A 21,398-nucleotide genomic window follows, 5' to 3' on the forward strand; every position below is an offset into this window, starting at 1 on the left:
AACTGGCATCAATCTTGCTCAATTAACCTATCCTCTCACTAATCCACAAGGCAGCTAAGATGATGGACTACCATGCCGCAGTTCGCGGCGCATTTTTCGATATCGCCGCTGTTGCCGATAGCGCTGAAGATATCGCCCGACACGCGCACTATCTGGAGGATGGTATTTTGTTTCTCCGGGACGGATGCATTCAGGCGCTGCTGCCCTGGCAGGAGGGCGAACAATATTTGCATCCGCTGAAGGGCTATCGCGACCTGCGCGGTAAGCTGCTACTCCCCGGCTTTGTCGATGCCCACGTACATTATCCGCAGACCGAAATGATTGGCGCATTCGGCGAGCAGCTACTGGAGTGGCTCACTACCTACACGTTTCCGGTGGAGAGCCAGTTTGCCGACGCCGACTACGCCGCGGAGATCGCACAATTTTTCGTTAACCAGTTGCTGAGTCACGGCACCACCACCGCGCTGGTATTTTGCACCTTGCATCCGGAATCAGTCGATGCGCTGTTTAGCGAAGCGCTACGGCTGAATATGCGCCTGCTCGCCGGGAAAGTGATGATGGACCGCCACGCCCCGGATTATCTGAGCGAAAGCGCAGAGCAAAGCTACCGACAAACTCGCGAGCTGCTCCAGCGCTGGCACCAGCGCGGCCGCCTCGGCTACGCCATTACGCCACGCTTCGCGCCAACCTCGACGCCGGAGCTGCTGGCGGCGGTACAGCAGCTGCGGGAGGAGTTTCCCGATACCTGGCTGCAAACGCATCTGAGCGAAAATCTCAATGAAGTCGCATGGGTAAAAAGCTTGTGGCCGGAACATGAGCACTATCTTGATGTTTACCATCACTATCAGTTGACCGGCGAGCGCAGCGTATTCGCCCACGGTATTCATCTGGCGGATGCAGAGTGGCAGTGCCTGCACGATACCGGTTCGGCGCTGGCCTTTTGCCCGACCTCAAACCTGTTTCTCGGCAGCGGGCTGTTTCGTTTACCGACCTGCTGGCAGAAAAAGGTGCGGATGGGTATCGGTAGCGATGTTGGCGCAGGCACCACCTTCAGTATGCTGCGCACTCTCGGTGAGGCGTATAAAGTGAGCCAGTTGCAAAGCTATCGCCTGCGCGCCAGCGAAGCGTTCTATCATGCCACTCTCGGCGGCGCGCGCGCCCTGCGTCTCGATGAGAAGATTGGTAATTTCCAGCCTGGAAAAGAAGCCGATTTTGTGGTTATCGATCCGGCGGTCACGCCTCTTCAGCGCTTACGCAACGGGCGTTGCAAAGATATCTATGAGCAGCTGTTCGTCCTGATGACCCTGGGCGATGAGCGTAATATCAGCGAGACGTGGGTGAACGGTGAGCGCGTATGGGGTGATGCGGCTGCGGTATAGTTCTTTTCCCGGAGGCGGCACGTTGTGCCTGTCCGGGCTACCAGACCACAGACAGTGCCGAACGCGCAGCGCCGCCTCCGGGGGAATTTAGCTGCCGCGATAGGTCGACCAGCCACCGGGAGCAATTAAAAACGGTAGATGAAAATGGTCGTCCGTCGCCTTGCGGATGGCAAAATCAATCTGCGCCTTCAGATACAGCGTCTCGCGCCCGCTGGCGGCAAACCATTCGCCAATCTCGGCAACCAGCCGGTAACTCCCCACCGCCAGCGGCCCGGCCCCCAGCTCGCCAATGCGGCCATGACTATCGGTCACGCCGCTGGCAATCCGCGCCCCTTCTCGCTCCAGCACAACCTTAACGCCCTGCGCCGGGCGGCCGGTTGAGATATCCAGAATATGGGTACTTAACGTGCTCATTCGCCAATAACTCCTTCCAGTCTTAATAAGGTGATTTCGCGCAGCTGCGCTAACGCGTCCTGTACTTCTTCGCTATCGCTGTTACGCAAACGACGCGACAGCATCTCTAAGATCTCATCCCCGCAGCGCCCTTTGGCGCGAATCAAAAAGACCCGACCAAACCGCGCTTCGTAGCGGGCATTACCCTCTTTCAGCGCCTGGGCCAGCCGGGCATCGCGATCGTTAACGTTCCCTTGTTCCTGACGTGAGAGCGCCGCATGCGCCTCTTGCCCTGCGGGCTTCTCGCCGATACGCGGATGGGTGCTCAGCGCCTCGTTCAATTCCGCTTCCCCCCACTCCTGCATCAGCTGCTGCGCGGTGCTGAGCAGCACGGCAAAATTCGCAAATGGTCGTGCCTGTATCAGCGACGCTGACCAGATTGGAAGCGCTACGCAGGGCTGAAGCACAGCGCGGGCATCGTTTTGACTGAGCTGATTAAAGCGTTCCAGAGAAATCATAGTGGCTCCTTTAGCCTCACTCACAACCTGAACCTTGCATAAACCACGCCAAACTCCCCCACATGAAACAATAGATTCCCCATAACTCAATTAGCAATTTTTGATTCATAAAAAGGCACTCGCGGTGGCAAAACGCACTACTTTGGCGCATTTACGCCGCCCTTTGCCGCAAATATCGCCGTTCAACAGGGTGGTACGCAAATTGCTCAGCCAATAATGACCCAGGCAAAGGAGAAGAAAATGAAAGCATTAGTTATCGGCGGTGGAATCGGCGGCCTGAGCGCAGCGGTGGCGCTGAAAAATGCAGGTGTAGACTGCGAAGTGTTTGAAGCAGTTAAAGAAATTAAGCCGGTGGGCGCGGCTATCTCTATCTGGCCCAACGGCGTGAAGTGTATGCAGCATTTGGGCATGGGCGAGATTATCGAGAACTACGGCGGCCCGATGCATTTTCTGGCTTACAAGGATTACCTGCGGGGAGAGAACCTTACCCAGTTCAGCCTTGCTCCGCTGGTGGAGCGCACCGGAGGTCGTCCCTGCCCGGTGTCCCGCGCCGAGCTGCAGCGCGAAATGCTCGACTTCTGGGGGCGCGATGCCGTGCAGTTTGGTAAACGGGTCACCCGCTGCGAAGAACACGCTGACGGCGTTCGCGTCTGGTTTACCGACGGGTCGCTGGCTGAGGGGGATTTTTTAATTGCCGCCGACGGTAGCCATTCAGCGCTGCGCCCTTACGTTCTCGGCTTTTGCCCGGAGCGGCGCTACGCGGGCTACGTTAACTGGAATGGTCTGGTAGAAATCGATGAGGCGATTGCGCCGGGTAATCAGTGGACGACCTTTGTCGGCGAGGGCAAGCGCGTGTCGCTGATGCCGGTTTCTGATGGACGGTTTTACTTTTTCTTTGATGTTCCGCTTCCAACCGGGCTTGCTGAGGATCGCAACACGTTGCGGGCGGATCTCAGCCGTTATTTCAGCGGTTGGGCGCCTCAGGTGCAGAAGCTGATTGCCGCTCTCGATCCGCAAACCACCAACCGGATTGAAATCCATGATATTGAGCCGTTTGATAAGCTGATCCGCGGTAAGGTCGCTCTGCTGGGCGACGCCGGGCACAGCACCACCCCGGATATCGGCCAGGGCGGCTGCGCGGCGATGGAAGATGCGGTGGTGCTGGGAGATCTGTTCCGCCAAAGCCACGATATTGCCGGGGTATTGCAGCAGTATGAAGCGCTGCGCCGCGACCGGGTTCGTGACCTGGTGCTGAAAGCGCGTAAACGTTGTGATGTGACCCATGGCAAAGATATGGTGCAGACGCAAGCCTGGTACCAGGAGCTGAAAACCGAGACCGGTGAGCGGATTATCAATGGTCTGTGCGAAACCATTCAGGGTGGCCCGTTAGGGTAAAGGTTGTGGTTCCGAGCCCTTCCCGGGTTGCAGACGGCAATAAACCCGTAGCCCCGGTAAGCACAGCGCCATCGGGGAAACAGGTTGCAGGAAATTTCGGATTAGGCACATTCCCGGAGGCGGCGCGTTGCGCCTGTCCGGGCTACCAGTCCGTAGTCGGCGGTGAACCCGTAGCCCGGGAAGCCGCAGCGCCACCGGGGAAGCAAAGCGTAGAGGATTTCAGGCCGGGTAGAATCCCGGAGGCGGCGCGATGCGCCTGTCCAGGCTACTCGTCCGCAGGGGACGGCGTCTGCATCTCCTCCATCACCGCAGTGAGTTTCTGAATCGCCATTTGCGCCGGGCGGGAAAGCTGGCGTGAAGGGGCCGTGCACAGGGCCAGAGTCAACGGTCTCAGCAGCTTGTTGCGCAGCGGGACAAACGCCAGCAGCCCGCTTTTTACCTCATCCAGCACGTCCAGGCGGCTGAGGATGGTCACGCCGCTGCCTTTGAGCACCAGCGACTTAATCAGCCGGATATCGTTGCAGCTGATGCTGTTCGCTGGGGAAAAATCATAATGCCGATAGAGCATCGCAACCCGCTCATGGACGATCAGCGGCGCACCGGGAAGAATATGCCGCTCCTCGCTTAGCTCACCCAATGAGAGCCTCGCAGCATGCGCCTGGGGATGAGTCGGGCGCATTACCACACCCATCTCCAGCTCTGCAAAGGCCAGCACGCTTAGCCCGGCCTGGCCTTCGGGGTCCAGAATCAGGCCAAAATCGAGATCCGCTTGCCGCACCTTCTGGCTGACGGTATGGCTGTCCGCTACCTGCAGATTCAGCTCCAGCCACTGCCAGCTGGCAATGATCTCCGCCAGCGCGGCGGCAAAGCTCCCTTCCGCCAGCGCCTGCACCATACCAACGCTAACGGTACCGCGCTTCAGCCCCTGTAGCTCATCAAACTTCTGCCGCGTCAGATGAAACTCCTTTTGCCAGCGCAGCAGGTTGTCGTACAGCAACTCTCCGGCGGTGGTCATGCGCAGCCCTTCCGGCAGGCGCTCAAACAGCGGCGTGCCGAAATCCTCTTCCGCCTGCAAAATTTGCCGGTTAATGGCCGAAGCGGAAATATGCAGTTTTTCCGCCGCTCGCCGCAGGCTGCCGCTGCGGGCTACTTCGGCAAAATAGAGAGCAAAACGCGAAAATGGGCTCATCTTTACCTGTTCTCTTTTTTGCAACAGCTAACTGAATTAATGGCGATGGATGTCAACACCCTAATATGGCAACAATAAACTCACAACAATTAAACAAATATTTTTGTGAGCAGGAAGAGAAGCCATGAACAAACAACAACCCACCCCACCCGCCCATTGCACCTTTGAGCCTGAAGACTGGTTGCGCCTGGCAAAATGCTGGCACCCTGTCGCCCGCGCCTGCGATATCGGCCCCGCGCCGGTGAAAGCCGTCCTGCTTGATGAGCAGCTGGTTATCTATCGAATTAAGGGACAGGTGGTGGTCGCTCGCGACGTCTGCCCCCATCGCGGCGTACCGCTGACGCTCGGTTTTCATGATGAGGAAGGGATCGTCTGCCCCTACCACGGCCTGCGCTTCGGCGAAGATGGCCGCTGCAACCGCATCCCTTCCAGTCCTGACCAGCCGGTACCGGCAAAGCTTAACCTCACCTCTTTTGCGGTGGAGGAGCGCTATGGTCTGATCTGGACCTGCCTGGCCTTCGACCCGGAAAATCCCATGCCGCTGCCGGTGATGCCGCACTGGCACGATGACGGCTTTCAGCAAATCAACTGTCCGGCCTTTGAAATCAACGGCTTTGCGGGCCGCCAGGTTGAGGGCTTTCTGGATGTCGCCCATTTTGCGTGGATCCATACCGATACCTTCGCCAACCCGGATAATCAGGTGGTACCGAACTATAATCCGCAGGAAACGGCGTTTGGTTTTATCGCCGATTACTGGAGTTCGGTCGGCAACTATCCCGCCAGCTCCGAATTTCGCGCGCCGGAAGGTTTCCAGTGGCTGCGTCATTTCGAGATGCATCTGCCGTTTACCGCCACCCTGACGATCCATTTCCCCGGTGATGCCAGGCTGGTGATTATGAACGCCGCCTCACCCGTTTCCTCGCGAATAACCCGGATGTTTGCGCCTATCGCGCGCAATTTCGACCTGCACGTGCCGGTGGAAGATGTCCACGCGTTTAACCTGCGCGTCTTTGAGGAAGACCGCCTGATGGTGGAGACCCAGCGCCCGGAAAGATTACCGCTGGATTTAACCCTCGAAGCGCATATCCCCGCCGATCGCAGCTCAATTGCCTATCGGCGCGGGCTGAAGAAAATGGGCTTCGGCGACTTTTTCCTCGTCTGAGTGGAGAATCATCATGAGCGATATAATAGAGGTTATCGTTGACGGTCTCTGGCGTCAGGGGAGTCAAAGCCTCGCCGTCAGGCTGGTAGCGCAGAACGGTCAACCGCTCCCCGGCTGGCAGCCCGGCGCGCATATTGATGTGCATTTGCCCTGCGGGATTATCCGCCAGTATTCGCTTACCGGCCCTGAAAGTCCCGATGACGGATACCTGATTTGCGTCGCGCTGGAGAAAACGTCCCGCGGCGGCTCGCGCTATATTCATCAGCAGTTGCGCCCTGGCCAGACGCTGCTGATTTCCCATCCGCGGAACCTGTTTCCTTTACGCGCGGCGGAACGGGTGACGCTGCTGGCCGCCGGGATTGGGATTACGCCACTGTATGCGATGGCGCTCAGGCTGGGCGCAGAGGGCGTACCGTTTACGCTGCACTATTACCTGAAAAACCGCCAACAGGGGGCGTTTGTTAGCGAACTGCTGCAGCGGTTCAGCGCTGAAAGCGTGGTGATTCACAGCTCTTACGAAGGGCACAGCGCCCGACATAATTTGGCCGCAGCGCTGAAGGATGCGCATACCAGGCATCCGATTTATCTCTGCGGACCGGAGGGTTTTATGGCCACCGCGCGTCGGGTGGCGCAGGAAAAAGGCTGGACCGAAGCGCTGATCCATAGCGAAGCCTTTCAGCCCATCGTAACGCCAGCCGGTGGCCAGGAGGGAGAAACCTTTAACGTGACGCTGGCGTCATCGGGCGAGCAGTGGCCGGTACCCCCGGATAAAACCATTGCTCAGGTACTCCAGGAGAACGGCGTCGCCGTCCCGCTCTCCTGCGAGATGGGGATTTGCGGCGCCTGCCTGACGCCGGTCATCGACGGGGTTGTCGATCATCGCGACACCGTGCAGTCGGAGGCGGAGAAATCCGCCAGCGTGCAGCAGATTGCCCTGTGCTGCTCGCGCAGTCGGTCGGCAAATCTGTGCATTGATTTATGACTTTGCGACGTTAACTAACAAAGACTCGTGCCTTGCCCACGACGTCAATTCGCACCGTCGCCCCCACTCTCCAGCCGTGCTGGCTGACGGTTTTGACGATCAGCGGTTCATGTTGACCGGGAATCGTCAGGGTTAACGTTGACAGGTGGCCGGTAAAATCGACGTCGCGGATGGTCAGAGGCTTTTTATCTGCCGGGCAGGAGGAAATAACCAATTGTTCCGGGCGCAGCATCACCCGCCCCTGTCCGACGGCATCAGGATTGTCGGTGAACACTTCGCCAATCGCGCAGCTCGCACGTCCGCCGCGAAGCTCGGCAGGCAGCATCAGCGCATCGCCGAGAAATAGCGCGGTCTCTTCATCAACGGGATGACTATATATCTCAAACGGCGTACCGACCTGGGCAAATCGCCCCTGACGCATTACCGCAACCTGGCTGGCAAAAGAGAGCGCCTCATTCTGATCGTGAGTCACCAGGATCGAAGCTACTCCAGCCTGTTCCAGGAGATCTGCCGTGGCTTTACGCGTGGTCGCACGCAGCCCGGTATCGAGAGCCGAGAAAGGTTCATCCAGCAGCATCAGGGCGGGCCGCTGGGCCAGCGCGCGCGCCAGAGCAACGCGCTGCTGCTGACCGCCGGAGATTTCATGCGGCCAGTGGTTCGATAGCTGACTGTCCAGCGACACCATCTCCATTAGCGCCGCCACCCGCAGGTATTTCTCCTGACGACTACCGTCGAGACCCCAGGCAATATTGTCCGCGACGTTAAGATGGGGGAACAGCGCGCCTTCCTGCGGGACGAAGCCTACCCCACGCTGATGGGCCGGGATAAATGTCCCCTGCGTAAATAGCGTTCGCCCCTGCAACACGATGCGCCCGCTGTCCGGCGTTTCGAAGCCCGCGAGGATCCGCAGCAGCGTCGTTTTACCGGAGCCGGAGGGGCCAACAATCGCCGTCCGGCTGCCTGTGGCCACCGTCAGATTCAGGCCATCGAGCACGCGCGTACCCGCAAAAGATTTTGAAATTGAGGAGAGTTCGAGCATTTTACAGACCTGCGATTTTTTTCGACTGTACATAAAGAATACCGGTCAGCGGCAGCGACAGCAGAATCATCAGCATCGCGTAAGGCGCGGCGGCGACATAATCAATCTCGCTGGTTAAGGCCCAGAAGCCGGTTGAGAGCGTGCGGGTACCGAGCGGAGAGAGCAGCAGCGTGGCGGTCAGTTCATTGGTCACACCGAGGAATACCAGCGCTGCCCCCGCTGCCGCGCCCGGCGCCGCCAGGCGCATCGTCACGCTCCACAGCGCCCGACCGGGGCTACGGCCTAAACTGCGGGCGACGTTTTCCAGCTCGACGGGAGCCTGGGCGATCCCGGCACGCAGGTTGATAAGCGCCCTGGGCATAAACATCAGCAGGTAAGCCAGGAACAGCGTGACCTCAGTTTGATAGATGGGCCGCGCGTAGTGAATGGTGACCGTTACCAGCGCCAGCGCCGTAACGATGCCGGGCAGAGAGCTGGTCACGTAGTTACACCCCTCCAGCAGGCGAAAAAGACGCTGCGGATAGCGAACGCCCAGCCAGGCGATGGGGACCGCGCAGGCGGTGGTGAGGAGAGCGCCCACCGCGCCAAGAAATAGCGTTTGCCGCAGAGAGTGCCAAAGGTCGGCGTTCATCCAGCTCGCCATTCCGCCCAGCCATAGCCAGCGGCAGAGCACCATCAGCGGAACCCCCAGCGCCAGAATAACCAACGTCAGCAGCGCGAGCTGTAGAGGGATCGCCGCCCGCAGGCTCAGCCGCCAGCGTTTTTGTTCGCGTGCCGCTCCAGACCCAATTCTGGCATAGCGCGCTTTGCCACGCGATGCTCCTTCCAGCAGTAGAATGGCCAGACAGCAGAACGCCAGCACCCCGGCCAGCATGTTCGCCGCCGGGCCGCTGAAGGTCGACTGGAACTGGTCGTAAATAGCGGTCGTGAAGGTATCAAAGCGGACCATCGCAAACAGACCGTACTCCGCCAGCAGGTGTAGCGCCACCAGCAGCGCGCCGCCGCATATCGCCAGCCTGAGCTGCGGTAAAACCACGCGCAAAAAGACGCGCCACGGCGGCGAGCCTAATGAAGCGGCGACATCTTCCAGCGTAGGATCCAGACGGCGCAATACCGCGGCAACCGGCATATAGATAAACGGATAATAGGCCAGCAGCGAAAGGAACACCCCGGCGGAAAGACCGTGCAATGAGGGCACCGCGCTGACCCAGGCGTAGCTTTGCACGAAGGCCGGTATCGCCAGCGGCGCAACCGCCAGCACCGACCAGACTCGCCGCCCGGCCAGCAAGGTCCGCTCCGTGAGCCAGGCCAGAGCAACGCCCAGCGCAATGCAAAGCGGTACCGTCAGCGCAATAAGCCACAGGGTATTACTCAGCAGCTCACCGACGCGCGGGCGAAATACCAGCGTTTTGATAGTTTGCCAACCGGTTTCAATGCCTACGGCAACGACAAATCCCAGCGGCAGCAGTGCCATCAGGGAAAACAGAATAGCTAAAGCGATCATCGGAAAGGCAGGACGCCTGCGCTCGGGCAGGCGTTGTGCTTTTTTTCCGAGCACGAAACTCAGAGAAGACATGGCGTATTCACTTTATCTGGCAATTACAGCAGGCCAGCCTGGGTCATCAAATCAACCACTTTCTTGCTGTTCAGTGAAGACGGTTCAACCTTCGGCGCATCCAGGTCTTTCAGCGGTGTCAATTTCGGGTTGGATGCGGCGTTAACACCCACGGCATATTCAAAGGCGTTGTTGGTACGCAGCTCTTCCTGGCCCTGCTTGCCGGTTATCCACTTGATAAAGGCCTGCGCCTGTTCCTGATGTTTGCTGGAAGCCAGAACGCCACCGCCGGAAATGCTGACAAAAGCGCCCGGGTCCTGGTTTTTAAAGTAGTAGAGACGGGTGTTGTTGCTGTTCTCGCCGGTTTTCACCTGATCGACAAAGCGGTAGTAATGGTAGATAACGCCGCCATCAATCTGACCGGCATTCACCGCCTTCATCACCGTACTGTTGCCTTTGTAGGCCACAAAATTGGTTTTCATCGCTTTGAGCCATTCGAGCGTAGCCTGCTCACCCTTCAGCGCCAGCATCGCGCTGACGATGGCCTGGAAATCCGCGCCCGATGGCGAAGCGCCCCAGCGGCCTTTCCACTCCGGCTGCGCCAGATCCATCAGCGATTTTGGCAGCTGCGCTTCGCTGATTTTTGCCGGGTTATAGACGAATACGGTACTGCGGGCGGCAATGCCAATCCAGCGTCCGTGTTCAGGGCGATATTCCGGCGCAACCTGCTTGAGAGTTTCAGGCGCCAGCGGTGCAAACAGCTTCGCGTTATCCACCAGCACCATCGCCGGAGAGTTTTCCGTCAGGAAGACATCCGCCGGGGATGCGGCCCCCTCCTGCACCAGCTGATTCCCCAGCTCGCTATCGCCGCCGTTACGCAGCGTCACTTTAATTCCTGTCTCTTTAGTAAAGCCATCCACCCATGACTTAACCAGATTTTCATGCTGCGCGTTATAGACGACAATTCCCTCGCTGCTGTCAGCAGCCATAACCTGCGGGGCAAGAAATGCAGAAGAAGCAAGCAACGCAGCGGAGCAATAAGACGATAAGCGAAAACGCATAAGCTAATCCTTAGAGCCTATCCCAGTAGGCGCAATTGTTGTAGTCAGTTTGGACACGGACAGCGCGGAACAACCGGAGCGTACACGTAGTACGTGAGGATGATTCGCTACGCTCACCCTTCGGGCCGCCCTGAAGGGCGTTCAAAACTCTGTGAGTTTTGGGTGAGCACTGCCCAGGGCCAAAATGGCAAATAAAGTAGCCTAATGGGGTAGGCTCTTAGTATATGTGGGCAAATTAAACCAACCAGCCGGCGGAAAGGATTAAAACACAGTGAAATGTGAATGATAATGAAAACAATTACCATCCAATAAAAAGAGCGAAATATACTGAGCACGGGTATTTTAGGGCGGGAAAATTCTTTTAAAAAAGAATGGAAATAATGAACATTAAAATAACCTTAAGGCGACTTAATTTTTAACAGCTATTAATTAAAAACATGATCATCATCGCACTAACGTGATACAGAATACATCCGTAACTAGCGAAAACTCCACTGAATGCTGACAACAAAAACGGTCGGGATAATAATCCCGGTTTCAATACCAAAGTAATCGGTAAAGTTGTACTGAAAACCATGATAAATATAGGGAGAAAAGCCGATCCCGGTAGCATCTTTAAAATCCTTATACGAACCATGGTCACCGCAGTGCTCAAAAGCATCGAAGAAGAATTCACCCACGTAGCCATAAATGCCCTTAAATACCCAACCGTTGCCGAAGGATACCCAATCGCGGCGCACGCCAAGCGCAATACAGCGGTCATCAAAGCTGTTTTTCATCGTCCCGGCCAGCAGGCTGTACTTTGAGTCCTCAGAGAACTTGCGCTCGACGGAGGCAAACTGGTTATCAAAACCTTCAGTGTACTGCCCGTGGTTGTTCGACAAATGATAAATCCATGAGCCGGTATTAACTGAATAGAGATTGATTTCATCCGCCTGCACGAGCGTCGCCGAGGCAAACAAAGCGGCAGTCGCCATTGCGCACTTCATTTTTCTGTACATCCACATCATCTCTTGGTTCAGGCATCAGATAATGAGAGTATAGAAACCGCCGCGCAGGTCTGCTGCACAAATGACTGATTTTCTGCAACTTGATGTTTCAATAAATTTTATGCATGCAAGTTTTATCAAAAATAATTCCCACCTGTTATTTACTCGGCAACAGGATGGATGAATTTAATGCTATTATATTTATTCTCAATACTGAACTAGAAAAACAACAATAAATACCCGGCGTCTGACCAGATATTTATTGAAATATATTTAACGCTGGCAAATTTTAATTAGCAGTTCCGCCATCCAGCGATGGCTTCTCTCCTGACCGGCAGTTTCGTGCCATGAGAGATAGCAGGTACGGTTGCTCATTTCTAATGGCAAAGTCAGCAGTTGCAGTTCAAATTGTTCTTCAAATTCCCTGGCTAACCATTCTGGGGCAATGGCGACCATATTAGTTTGTGACACGACGCTGAGCACGCTGACCAGCGCGTTGCCGTGGAAAGCAACGCAGGCCTGCTGCTCTTCCGAGCTATACCAAGGGTGGCTAAACGACGCGTAGCGATCCAACGCCACGGAGGCATGCTGCTCCTGATAAATATCCCGCTCGGTCAGCGGTCCTGAAATGCGCGGATGATTTCGGCGGGCCACTAACACCATTTCATCGTTAAACAACGGGATGCTGGTGAATTCAGGATGGTTAAACTTGTTGTAATCAAGAACAAACTCAACTTCCTGATAGCGCAGCTGGTTCGTGACCTGTTGGCTCAGCGAGGATTTAAATGACAGGCTTACCCTTGGCGCGATCTCACTAATCTTATTAAATATCAGCGGGGTCAGATAGTTATCCAGCGGGCTGCAAACGCACAAATTATAAATACGTTCACAGTCCAGCGGATCAAAAAGGGTATCGGGCAGTTCATTTTGCACCAGCTGCAGCGCGCGGCGCACCGAAATGAAAAGCTGAAATGCACGGTCTGTCGGTTTAATCCCGCGCCCATTACGGACAAACAGTTCGTCTTTAAACAGTACTTTTAGCCGAGAAACCGCGCTGCTGACCGCAGGCTGAGACATCCCCAGCGTTTGCGCCGCTTTGGTTAAGCTTTGTTCCTGCATCACGGTATCAAAAATAGTCAATAGATTGAGGTCGACTTTTCGTAATACAGGTTGAATAACTTTCTGTTCAGAGGTTGGTTTAGACGTTGTGTTTTCATTCATGTAGGCAACTCCACCAGCACATTAATCAGCGATCCTGCTTCGTAACACGGAGACTTTCCGCCAAAGAAAAAAAATGGGTAGATAAATCATCATCGGCCAAAACAGCCATGTGTTATCTGTTTCCAGCAGTACGCTCAAATGTATGAAACTTATTATTAATATGGAAAAAAGCATAACAATATGAAGCGTATTATGTTTTCTGGAGAAAACGGCATAACGGTGCAGCATTATTTTTCCCTTCGTTCACTCCTTGAACAAAGGATAATACCATATAAAAAGTAGTGAAATTTCTGAAAAGTACGCGAATAAATCCTAATAAGTAAATCCTCAATCACTCTTATTCACAGAGTAATCGCATGATTTATACGAATTCAATATGTAGATCGTAGTGGTGAATTTTGCAGAACTTGTTGAAATAGATATTTTTTGCTGTTTTCTTATGCAGCCACAGCGGGATAGTCAGAAGCTTGAAACTAAGCGCCTATTCCAGTAGGCGTTATTGTCACAGGCAGTTTGAACACGGACAGCGCGGAAAAACCGGAGCGTACACGTAGTACGTGAGGATGATTCGCTCCGCTCACCCTTCGGGCCGCCCTGAAGGGCGTTCAAAACTCCGTGAGTTTTGTCTGAGCACTGCCCAGCGTCAAAATGGCAAGTAAAATAGCCCTAATGGGATAGGTTCTAAGCATCTATGCAGAATGGATAATGAATGGTGCCGACTACCGGAATCGAACTGGTGACCTACTGATTACAAGTCAGTTGCTCTACCTACTGAGCTAAGTCGGCATTGGGCCGCCATCGAGGCCTCGAACCCCGTTCCCTACAACGTATGTCGTTCGCTCTTCCAGATGAGCTAATGGCGGTTATATGTAATGAGTAAATTCCCGAAAGGGCTAATACTCATTAGCGGCGCGCATCATACCCAGAATCATTAGCCATGTAAATAATTTCTAAAGAGAATAATCTGAAAGCGCTCTGCTATCTGATATAAATTACTGTAATCATGGCCATTTGGCCCCCAGTCCTTTTGAGCCCCTGGGTTTTCAGTTATCAGTTGGAGAGTTTATGGAATGCTTATTTGTCTACGGCACCCTACGCCCAGGTCACGTTAATGCCCATATTCTGCAAGATATTGGCGGAGAGTGGCTACCAGGTTACGTAACGGGCACTTTTTTTGAGCGTGGCTGGGGAGCGGCGGCAGATTTTCCGGGGATCGTGCTTGATAAAAGCGGCCCTCGCGTCCACGGTTATCTTTTCCTGTCCGCGAATCTTAACGCTCACTGGTCAATGCTGGACGAATTCGAAGATGGCTACGACCGCGTTGCTGTTGAAGTTACCACAGAGGATGGTCAGCACGTGGCCGCGTGGACCTATCAGCTACAGCCAAAGATGACCTCGTAAAACAATTTCGCCCCGCATGCCGAACGTCTGCAGGGCGTTACACACTTCACATTTATGCGTCGCGCCAGCCCAGCGCCGGAGCAACATGTTTCAGAATAGATTCAATCACATGTGCGTTATAATCCACGCCCAGCTGGTTCGGTACCGTCAATAATAGCGTATCCGCTTCAGCAATTGCTTCATCCTGTTTCAGCTGTTCTATCAGCTTGTCCGGTTCCGCGGCGTAGCTGCGGCCGAAAATGGCCCGGGTTTTCTCGTCAAGGAAACCGATCTGATCGCTGGTATCACGGCTTGAGCCAAAATATGCCCGATCGCGATCGTCCATCAGTGCAAAAATACTCCGACTAACCGAAACTCGTGGCGTATGCGTATGCCCCGCCTGTGCCCAGGCCTCACGATAAGCGCGGATCTGCTTTGCCTGCTGAATATGAAACGGTTCACCTGTTTCATCGTTTTTCAGCGTCGAGCTTTGCAGGTTCATCCCCAGTTTTGCAGCCCATTCAGCGGTTGCATTTGAGCCCGCCCCCCACCAGATTCGTTCACGTAGCCCTGCGGAGTGAGGCTCAAGGCGCAACAGGCCAGGCGGGTTGGGGAACATCGGCTGCGGATTAGGCTTCGCAAAACCTTCGCCCCGCAGCGCGTCCAGCAACACTTCAGTGTGACGGCGGGCCATGTCCGACTCGTTTTCGCCTTCAGCGGGGACGTAACCAAAATAGCGCCAGCCATCAATGACCTGCTCCGGGGAGCCGCGGCTGATGCCCAGCTGTAAACGACCGCCTGAAATGAGATCCGCAGCGCCTGCATCCTCTGCCATGTACAGCGGATTTTCATAGCGCATATCGATAACGCCGGTGCCAATTTCAATACTTTTGGTTTTCGCACCGATTGCTGCCAGTAGAGGAAACGGCGAGCTGAGCTGGCGAGCGAAATGATGCACTCTGAAGTAAGCGCCATCCGCGCCCAGTTCTTCGGCGGCAACGGCCAGGTCAATGGATTGCAGCAGCGCATCGGCGGCTGAGCGCGTACCGGACTGCGGCGACGGCGTCCAGTGACCAAATGATAAAAAGCCAATCTTTTTCATGACGTGGGTATCCTGGTTTGCAGGGGAATCGTCAACAGGCGGCGGATTATCGCGCGTGAAAAGCCCGTTCCTGTCGAGTTATCCCCCTACTCTACGCATTACCAGGTGAGAATAAATATCCTTTGTTTAACCGAATACATCAAAAAAATTGACTGATTCAGTTTACTGGCGGGTAAAGCGGCACGGTCTGCCAGCGTTATCCGAAAAAGAGGTCTCGGTCGATGCCTCTAACTCTGGTCCTATATACCGCCCGCGCGGACGAATCACCTTACCAGTATTGATTTGCTCCATGGCGTGGGCCAGCAGCCCCACGCTGCGAGCAATGGAAAACAGCGCAAATGCTGCATCGCCCTGCAGACGATAACGGGCCACCAGCGCGGCCAGTACCACATCAATATTGGGCTGAAGGCCGGTCAGCGTTATCACTTTTTCAATAAATTTCGCAATCTCCTGCGGCGGCGCAAACTCTGCCAGCAGCGCGATGGCGCGCGGATCGCCATCGGGATAAAGATGATGGCCGAACCCCGGGATCGGGAGCGCAGAAGAGAGATAGCGGTTAACCACCCGATCGGCATTCGAATGCTCAACCTCATCAAAAAGCGCTTTAACCCGCTGGGTTGCATCGCCGTGTAGCGGCCCGGTAAAAGTCGCCAGCCCGGTGAGCAAACAGGCGGGTAACGATGCGCCGTTAGACGCGGCAATTCGGGAGGCAAACGCGGAGCTTGTTAATTCATGGTCAGCCAACAGCACCATTGCCCTGCGCAGGATATTGGCCACCTCTTTCTCCATGCCCCATCCCAAAGCAAGACGCTGGTGTACCGACATTTCGGGTTGATTGAGTGCGCCAAACGTCGAAGCCAGGTGGCCCACCAGCGTCGCGGCTTCGGCATGCAGAACCTTAAGCGTTCGCCCATGCGTCGAATGCCCCGAGGCGGTTGCCGCAGCCAGAGCAATAAACGCATGGGATCGTTCCGGCGGTGAGGAAGGATAATCCCGGGTTGGGACCGAAAATCCGGACGTGATTTCAGCGTTCCAGAGCAAACGCGCCGTCTCTTCAAGCGTCGCGTTTTCAGAGAACGCAATGACATCTTTTCCCCGGTAATACAAATGACCTTTAGCAAAGGTGGAAATAGCGGTTGGAATGCTCGGCTCGGTACCAAACAGCGTGTTAACAGCAAGCGTTTCGCGTTTTCTTCCCTGCTGCTTTTTCTGCTTCAGGTTCTGAATATTTTCCGCGCTATACAGGCTGCGCCGCGTATTCTGAGGGTCGGGATGCGATGCGATTAACCCACGGCTGACATACGCATAGATAGTCTGGGGACGAACGCCGAGAAATTCCTGAACCTCATCCAGCGTGAGCCAGGGCGCTAACTTCATCTTTGGTTGCATGGTTTAGCTCAAATACCTATCAAATGAGAGATCGGGTAAGCGGGATGCTATCGTCCTGTACAAAAATGAGTAGATAAAATCCAGCCCTGATAATAACCGCTTATTTTATATTGATAATCTTTATCAGGATGAACATGTCAATTTTAGATAGATATCGTCTTCTGTCCCGCCGTAAGGGGCAGTAATGTGAAGTCTGAAGGTAAAAAAATCGGCCCCATTATTTGCCGTCGTCGGCCAGCATGGCATTAATCTTCTTCAGCCAGTCATCACCATTTTTATCGATGAATTCATGCTCTATCGCCGGTTTCATCACCTCTCTGAAGGGTTTGGGATCAACGTCATTAACCTGCAATCCCGCGCGTTTCATTTGGGCAAGAAATATCGCTTCATTCTCATTGGAGAAGTTCCGCGTCGCCACCGCGCCAGCGTAGGATGCGCTAAGCAAAATATCCTGCTGCGGCTTACTCAGGGAGGTAAAGGTGACGCTATTCATCACCTGGATAAGCGGACCATACATGTGGCGGGTCAGCGAGAGATAGCGTTGCACCTCAAAAAGCTTGCGCGCATAGATGACAGAAATCGGGTGCTCCTGGCTATTGATAGTGTCTTCCTGAATAGCCGCATAGATAGCGCCGGACGGTAAGGGCAGCGTATCGATACCCACGCTTTGCCATAATGCTTCATGCACCTGATTGCCCGGCATGGTGCGAATCTTCAGGCCGCTGAAATCATCAGGATGGGTGACCGGTTTGACATTGTTGGTAAATGAACGGATACCGTTTTCCCAAAAACTCAGCCCTTTTAGCTTTTTCTGATCCAGTACATCCAGCATTTCACGCCCGAAGTCACTGTCCATTACCCTGTAGGCCTGTTCAACGTTTTCAAACAGATAAGGAATATCAAAGACATTGATCCGCCCGTCTAGCGCCGCAAAATAACCCGCACCGCCGAGAAAGATATCCAGTTCTCCCTGCTGGGCCATATCGACCATTTTCGGGCCATTGCCAAGCTTCGCGTCGGGATAAAGTTCGAACGCCATTTCTCCTTGCGATAATTGCCCGGCAACACGAACCATTTCCTGAATGCCAACGCCCTGCGAGCTTGCCATCGAGCCTTCAAAACCGATGCTAAAGCGGCGCTTTTCACTGCGTTCTGCTGTCGAAAATACCATTTCTGTACTCTCCCATATGCCGTTGCGGGCGTGCGATAAATCGAATCGAATGAGAAAACTGTACGTTTCCATTTTCGCCCAATCAAGATTGATTAATTAAATCAACTGATAGATAGATCGCAAAATGGCTGAATACGTTTCAGAGCAAGAATATTAGCCATGCGCCATTTCAGAATAAGCACTCAATGCCGAAAACTATTTTTTCAACTCCCTTTTAGCCTGTGGTGTCAACAAACAATTTCAATCTATCGCTACCGCGTCACACTCCGGAACTATCGGCGAAAATATTTGCATTGATTTTTTTAATCAAGATTGATCCCGGCAAGGCGTTATTTTAACGTCAGCCCAATCAATGGTCATATGCAGTGAAGCCTGACAAATTGATGCCCTGAAAAACCACAAACACAGCAAGCGACGGAATCGACAGAAAAAAGCGTTTAGGCGGGTTTAATCTCCCGGCAAGAAGACGTATCAATTTTTTATTTGTAGAACCGTTGCTCATGAAAATCGATGGGCATTTGGGTTGGATTGACACCTTACGAAATAATGATTAACCCGCAATCAACAAGGGTTAAAAGAATAAAACGTATACCTACAAATCCATGAAGGACGAAAAATATGAGTAATATGCAACAGCAAGAACTGACCGAGGCATCAATAGATGCCAGAGCGGTTCCCCAACAGAAGGCGACGCGGATCAGGTATTACATGCTGGCCCTTATTCTCTTGGCGACAATTATCAATTTTGTCGACAGATCGAGTCTGGGTATTCTGGCGCCATTTATCAGTAAAGACCTCCAACTGGATAAAGTTCAGATGGGGCAAATTTTCGCCGCATTTGGTCTTACTTACGCGTTTGCGCTCATTCCCGGAGGAATTATTGCGGATGTCTTAGGTTCACGTATTGCCTACGCGTTTTCCCTGATAACCTGGTCGCTGGCCACCATGACGCAAGGGGTCGCCAGCGGCTTTAATATGCTGTTTGGTTCTCGTCTGGCAATTGGCGCGCTTGAAGCCCCGGCCTTCCCATCAAACGCCCGCGCCGTCACCATGTGGTTTCCAACCGGTGAGCGCGGCTTTGCCACCAGCGTTTACGTTATGGGGCAATATATCGGCACGCCGTTATTCACCGGCCTGCTGCTGTGGATTGCCAACGGCTTTGGCTGGCGCTCCGCCTTTTATTTGACCGGTGGCGCAGGCGTAATATTCGGTATTCTGTGGTACCTCTGGTATCGCGATCCGTTAAATCATAAAGCCGTCAACGCAGCCGAATTGAAGCATATTCAAGAGGGAGGCGGTCTTGTTGGTAAAAAAACACGGGATCGTTTTGACTGGAAAAATGCGCTCCGCCTGCTCAAGCATCGTCAGATTCTGGCTATTTGTCTGGGCAAGTTTTGCAATAACGCTATTCTGGTTTTCTTTACCACCTGGTTTATGACGTACCTGGTTGAAGAGCGCCAGATGACTATGATTAAAGTCGGTATATTCCAGGCTTTACCGTTTATCGGCGCAACCGCAGGGATATTATTAGCGGGTTTTTTCTCAGATTTCTTTATTCGCCGCGGGTATTCGATGTCGGCCGCCAGAAAAGCACCATTAATTATCGGCACGCTGCTGGGCTCATCAATACTACTCGTTAACTTTGTCACCTCTAACGAGATGATCATTGTTATTTTAACCATCTCTTTCTTTGCTCAGGGCGTGGGTTCTTCGTCGTGGGCAGCGGTGTCTGAAATAGCACCAAGGCAATATATTGGATTAACCAGCAGTATCACCAGCCTCGCGGCTAATATTGCTGGCGTCACTACCCCGATAATGATTGGTTATATTCTTCATGCGACTGGCCAATTCTTTTGGGCGCTCAATATGATGGGGATTATGTGTTTAATTGGTGCATTCGCTTATTCATTCCTGCTGGGGCCATTGTCCCGCATCGAAATGGACTAATAAGTCAACGCTGATTCACCCGGTTTGAGCCGCTATCCGCGTTCGTCTGTGGCTCAAACCGGTTTTATAGACAGAGGAGTGAACGTGTCAAAATACACCTGGGATCATTTGCAATTGCGCAGTCCTGACCCTGAACTGACCGCTGCCTGGTTCGAGCGCTGCCTGAACGCAGAGATCGTTCGCAAGCCCGGCAAGGTGGATATCCGCTTAGCCGGAATCAATATCTTTATCGCCCCGGTGAGCGAAGGAGACGGCGTGGCGCCACCGCCGCTGCCGCCCTACCAGGGTCTCGACCATTTTGGCCTGACGGTCGACAACCTGGATGAAACCGCCGCCGAGTTAAAAAGCAAAGGTGTGGAATTCACCCAGGAACCGATCGCTATTCGCCCTGGCGTACGCGGCTGTTTTATTCGCGGACCGCAAAACATCTCGATTGAAATACTTGAGCGGCGCTTGAGTTAATCGCCTCCGGCATACGTAAGCATAAAAATTTAGCCTGCCATTTATTGGCCGCAACTATGGATATAGCATAATGAAACCCAGCATCCTGCAGTTAAACCCTATCCTTATCCCCGCGATTAGCGAAAAATTAAACGCGCTTTATACCGTACATCGTTTCTTTGAGCTGGAAGATAAAGAAGCGTTTATCAAAGAATATGGTGACACTATTCGCGGTGTCATTTCTGGTGGTCACACCGGCATCAGCAATGCATTGATGGCGCAACTGCCCGCGCTGGAAGTCGTCGCTATCAACGGCGTTGGCGTTGATGCTGTCGACCTGGACTATGCACGTAAACGTAAGATTCACGTCACCGCTACCCTCGGCGCGCTGACAGAAGACGTTGCCGACCTGGCCATTGGCCTGCTGATTGCCACCTGCCGGGGTATTTGCTCAGGCGACCGCGTGGTGCGCAACGGCGAATGGGCGAAAAATCCGCATCCCGGAGCGATTCCCCTCTCCCGCCGCTTTAGCGGTATGCGCGTAGGAATTGTTGGCATGGGCCGGGTTGGACGCGCCATCGCTACGCGCGCCTCAGCCTTTGGCTGCCCGATTGCCTATACCGATCTTCACCAGATGACCGACCTCGACTATCCGTTTGTCGCCAGCCTGCAGGAGCTGGCCCGACAGAGCGATGCGCTGATCCTCGCGGCCTCGGCAGACAAAGCGGAAGGTATCGTCAATGCCGCCGTACTTGAAGCGCTCGGTGAGAACGGTTTTCTCGTGAATATCGCCCGCGGGAAGCTGGTCAATGAACCTGACCTCGTGGATGCCCTGGTTGCCGGACGTATTCAGGGGGCGGGGCTGGATGTTTTCGTTGATGAGCCGAATGTTCCCGCCCCGCTTTTAGGGATGGATAACGTTGTTCTGCAGGCTCACCGTGCAAGCGCCACGATTGAAACCCGAACCGCCATGGGCGAAATGGTGCTGGCAAGCCTTGCACAGGCGTTGAGCGGCCAGCGTCCTGAATGCAGCCTGACGGCCTGAGAGTCAACATTTTAGCCAACCATTCCAGTAACGTTAATGA

Annotated in this window: 19 protein-coding genes and 1 tRNA gene; 8 read left to right on the top strand and 12 right to left on the bottom strand. The window is 54.1% G+C overall.

Going from position 1 to position 21,398, the window contains the following annotated elements; translation table 11 throughout:
• Window positions 1–59 precede the first annotated feature (59 nt).
• A complete protein-coding gene (guaD, locus tag DA718_RS17855) occupies window positions 60–1,379 on the top strand; it encodes a guanine deaminase (protein ID WP_112215241.1) in 1,320 nt (439 codons plus the stop codon).
• 87 nt (window positions 1,380–1,466) lie between these two features.
• On the opposite strand, the gene uraH is transcribed toward guaD, so the two are convergent.
• Together uraH and uraD are read right to left on the bottom strand one after the other, a co-directional pair.
• Entirely contained in the window at window positions 1,467–1,793 is a 327-nt protein-coding gene (uraH, locus tag DA718_RS17860; protein ID WP_112215242.1) for a hydroxyisourate hydrolase, read from the bottom strand.
• Entirely contained in the window at window positions 1,790–2,290 is a 501-nt protein-coding gene (gene uraD, locus DA718_RS17865) for a 2-oxo-4-hydroxy-4-carboxy-5-ureidoimidazoline decarboxylase (protein WP_112215243.1), read from the bottom strand. The genes uraH and uraD overlap by 4 nt, the downstream gene beginning before the upstream one ends.
• A gap of 240 nt (window positions 2,291–2,530) precedes the next feature.
• Here uraD and hpxO point away from each other — a divergent pair, with 240 nt between their 5' ends.
• Window positions 2,531–3,685: an FAD-dependent urate hydroxylase HpxO gene (gene hpxO / locus DA718_RS17870; protein WP_112215244.1), complete on the top strand. Its 1,155-nt coding sequence runs from the start codon at window positions 2,531–2,533 to the stop codon at window positions 3,683–3,685.
• Window positions 3,686–3,950: 265 nt separating this feature from the next.
• Here the strand turns inward: hpxO and hpxR are convergent, their stop codons facing one another.
• Window positions 3,951–4,874, bottom strand: coding sequence for a LysR family hpxDE operon transcriptional regulator HpxR (gene hpxR / locus DA718_RS17875; RefSeq protein WP_112215245.1), 924 nt, complete (start codon window positions 4,872–4,874; stop codon window positions 3,951–3,953).
• Between the two features lie 124 nt (window positions 4,875–4,998).
• Here hpxR and hpxD point away from each other — a divergent pair, with 124 nt between their 5' ends.
• On the top strand, window positions 4,999–6,036 hold the full coding sequence (hpxD, locus tag DA718_RS17880; RefSeq protein ID WP_112215246.1) for a molybdenum cofactor-independent xanthine hydroxylase subunit HpxD: 1,038 nt from the start codon (window positions 4,999–5,001) through the stop codon (window positions 6,034–6,036).
• Window positions 6,037–6,049: 13 nt separating this feature from the next.
• Window positions 6,050–7,018 (top strand): PDR/VanB family oxidoreductase, encoded by a 969-nt coding sequence (locus DA718_RS17885; RefSeq protein WP_112215247.1) that lies wholly within the window; start codon window positions 6,050–6,052, stop codon window positions 7,016–7,018.
• Window positions 7,019–7,028: 10 nt separating this feature from the next.
• On the opposite strand, the gene DA718_RS17890 is transcribed toward DA718_RS17885, so the two are convergent.
• From DA718_RS17890 to DA718_RS17920, 6 genes are all read right to left on the bottom strand, one after another.
• Window positions 7,029–8,057, bottom strand: a complete 1,029-nt coding sequence (locus tag DA718_RS17890) for an ABC transporter ATP-binding protein (protein WP_112215248.1) — start codon at window positions 8,055–8,057, stop codon at window positions 7,029–7,031.
• A 1-nt stretch (window position 8,058) separates the two neighbouring features.
• The gene (locus tag DA718_RS17895; RefSeq protein ID WP_167492793.1) at window positions 8,059–9,633 is read right to left on the bottom strand and encodes an ABC transporter permease; all 1,575 of its coding nucleotides are present in this window, start codon (window positions 9,631–9,633) and stop codon (window positions 8,059–8,061) included.
• Window positions 9,634–9,656: 23 nt separating this feature from the next.
• The gene (locus tag DA718_RS17900) at window positions 9,657–10,673 is read right to left on the bottom strand and encodes an iron ABC transporter substrate-binding protein (RefSeq protein WP_112215249.1); all 1,017 of its coding nucleotides are present in this window, start codon (window positions 10,671–10,673) and stop codon (window positions 9,657–9,659) included.
• A 479-nt stretch (window positions 10,674–11,152) separates the two neighbouring features.
• Window positions 11,153–11,650, bottom strand: a complete 498-nt coding sequence (locus DA718_RS17905; RefSeq protein ID WP_112215250.1) for a hypothetical protein — start codon at window positions 11,648–11,650, stop codon at window positions 11,153–11,155.
• Window positions 11,651–11,935: 285 nt separating this feature from the next.
• Window positions 11,936–12,883, bottom strand: a complete 948-nt coding sequence (gene leuO / locus DA718_RS17910) for a transcriptional regulator LeuO (protein ID WP_112215251.1) — start codon at window positions 12,881–12,883, stop codon at window positions 11,936–11,938.
• A 710-nt stretch (window positions 12,884–13,593) separates the two neighbouring features.
• Window positions 13,594–13,669, bottom strand: a tRNA-Thr gene (locus tag DA718_RS17920).
• A gap of 279 nt (window positions 13,670–13,948) precedes the next feature.
• Here DA718_RS17920 and DA718_RS17930 point away from each other — a divergent pair.
• Window positions 13,949–14,284, top strand: coding sequence for a gamma-glutamylcyclotransferase family protein (locus DA718_RS17930; RefSeq protein WP_112215253.1), 336 nt, complete (start codon window positions 13,949–13,951; stop codon window positions 14,282–14,284).
• Between the two features lie 52 nt (window positions 14,285–14,336).
• On the opposite strand, the gene DA718_RS17935 is transcribed toward DA718_RS17930, so the two are convergent.
• From DA718_RS17935 to DA718_RS17945, 3 genes are all read right to left on the bottom strand, one after another.
• Window positions 14,337–15,365: an LLM class flavin-dependent oxidoreductase gene (locus DA718_RS17935; protein WP_112215254.1), complete on the bottom strand. Its 1,029-nt coding sequence runs from the start codon at window positions 15,363–15,365 to the stop codon at window positions 14,337–14,339.
• 162 nt (window positions 15,366–15,527) lie between these two features.
• Entirely contained in the window at window positions 15,528–16,742 is a 1,215-nt protein-coding gene (locus tag DA718_RS17940) for a citrate synthase family protein (protein WP_112215255.1), read from the bottom strand.
• 229 nt (window positions 16,743–16,971) lie between these two features.
• Window positions 16,972–17,925: a DctP family TRAP transporter solute-binding subunit gene (locus DA718_RS17945; protein WP_167492794.1), complete on the bottom strand. Its 954-nt coding sequence runs from the start codon at window positions 17,923–17,925 to the stop codon at window positions 16,972–16,974.
• A 618-nt stretch (window positions 17,926–18,543) separates the two neighbouring features.
• Between DA718_RS17945 and DA718_RS17950 the strand changes: the two genes are divergently transcribed.
• The 3 genes from DA718_RS17950 to DA718_RS17960 all read left to right on the top strand — a co-directional run bounded on the left by DA718_RS17950 (window position 18,544) and on the right by DA718_RS17960 (window position 21,358).
• Complete coding sequence (locus tag DA718_RS17950; protein WP_112215257.1) at window positions 18,544–19,872, top strand: MFS transporter; 1,329 nt, start codon at window positions 18,544–18,546, stop codon at window positions 19,870–19,872.
• Between the two features lie 84 nt (window positions 19,873–19,956).
• Window positions 19,957–20,334 (top strand): VOC family protein, encoded by a 378-nt coding sequence (locus tag DA718_RS17955; protein WP_112215258.1) that lies wholly within the window; start codon window positions 19,957–19,959, stop codon window positions 20,332–20,334.
• 70 nt (window positions 20,335–20,404) lie between these two features.
• A complete protein-coding gene (locus DA718_RS17960; protein WP_112215259.1) occupies window positions 20,405–21,358 on the top strand; it encodes a 2-hydroxyacid dehydrogenase in 954 nt (317 codons plus the stop codon).
• Window positions 21,359–21,398: the final 40 nt, after the last annotated feature.

This window comes from Klebsiella huaxiensis, from assembly GCF_003261575.2.
Classification (GTDB): Bacteria; Pseudomonadota; Gammaproteobacteria; order Enterobacterales; family Enterobacteriaceae; genus Klebsiella; species Klebsiella huaxiensis.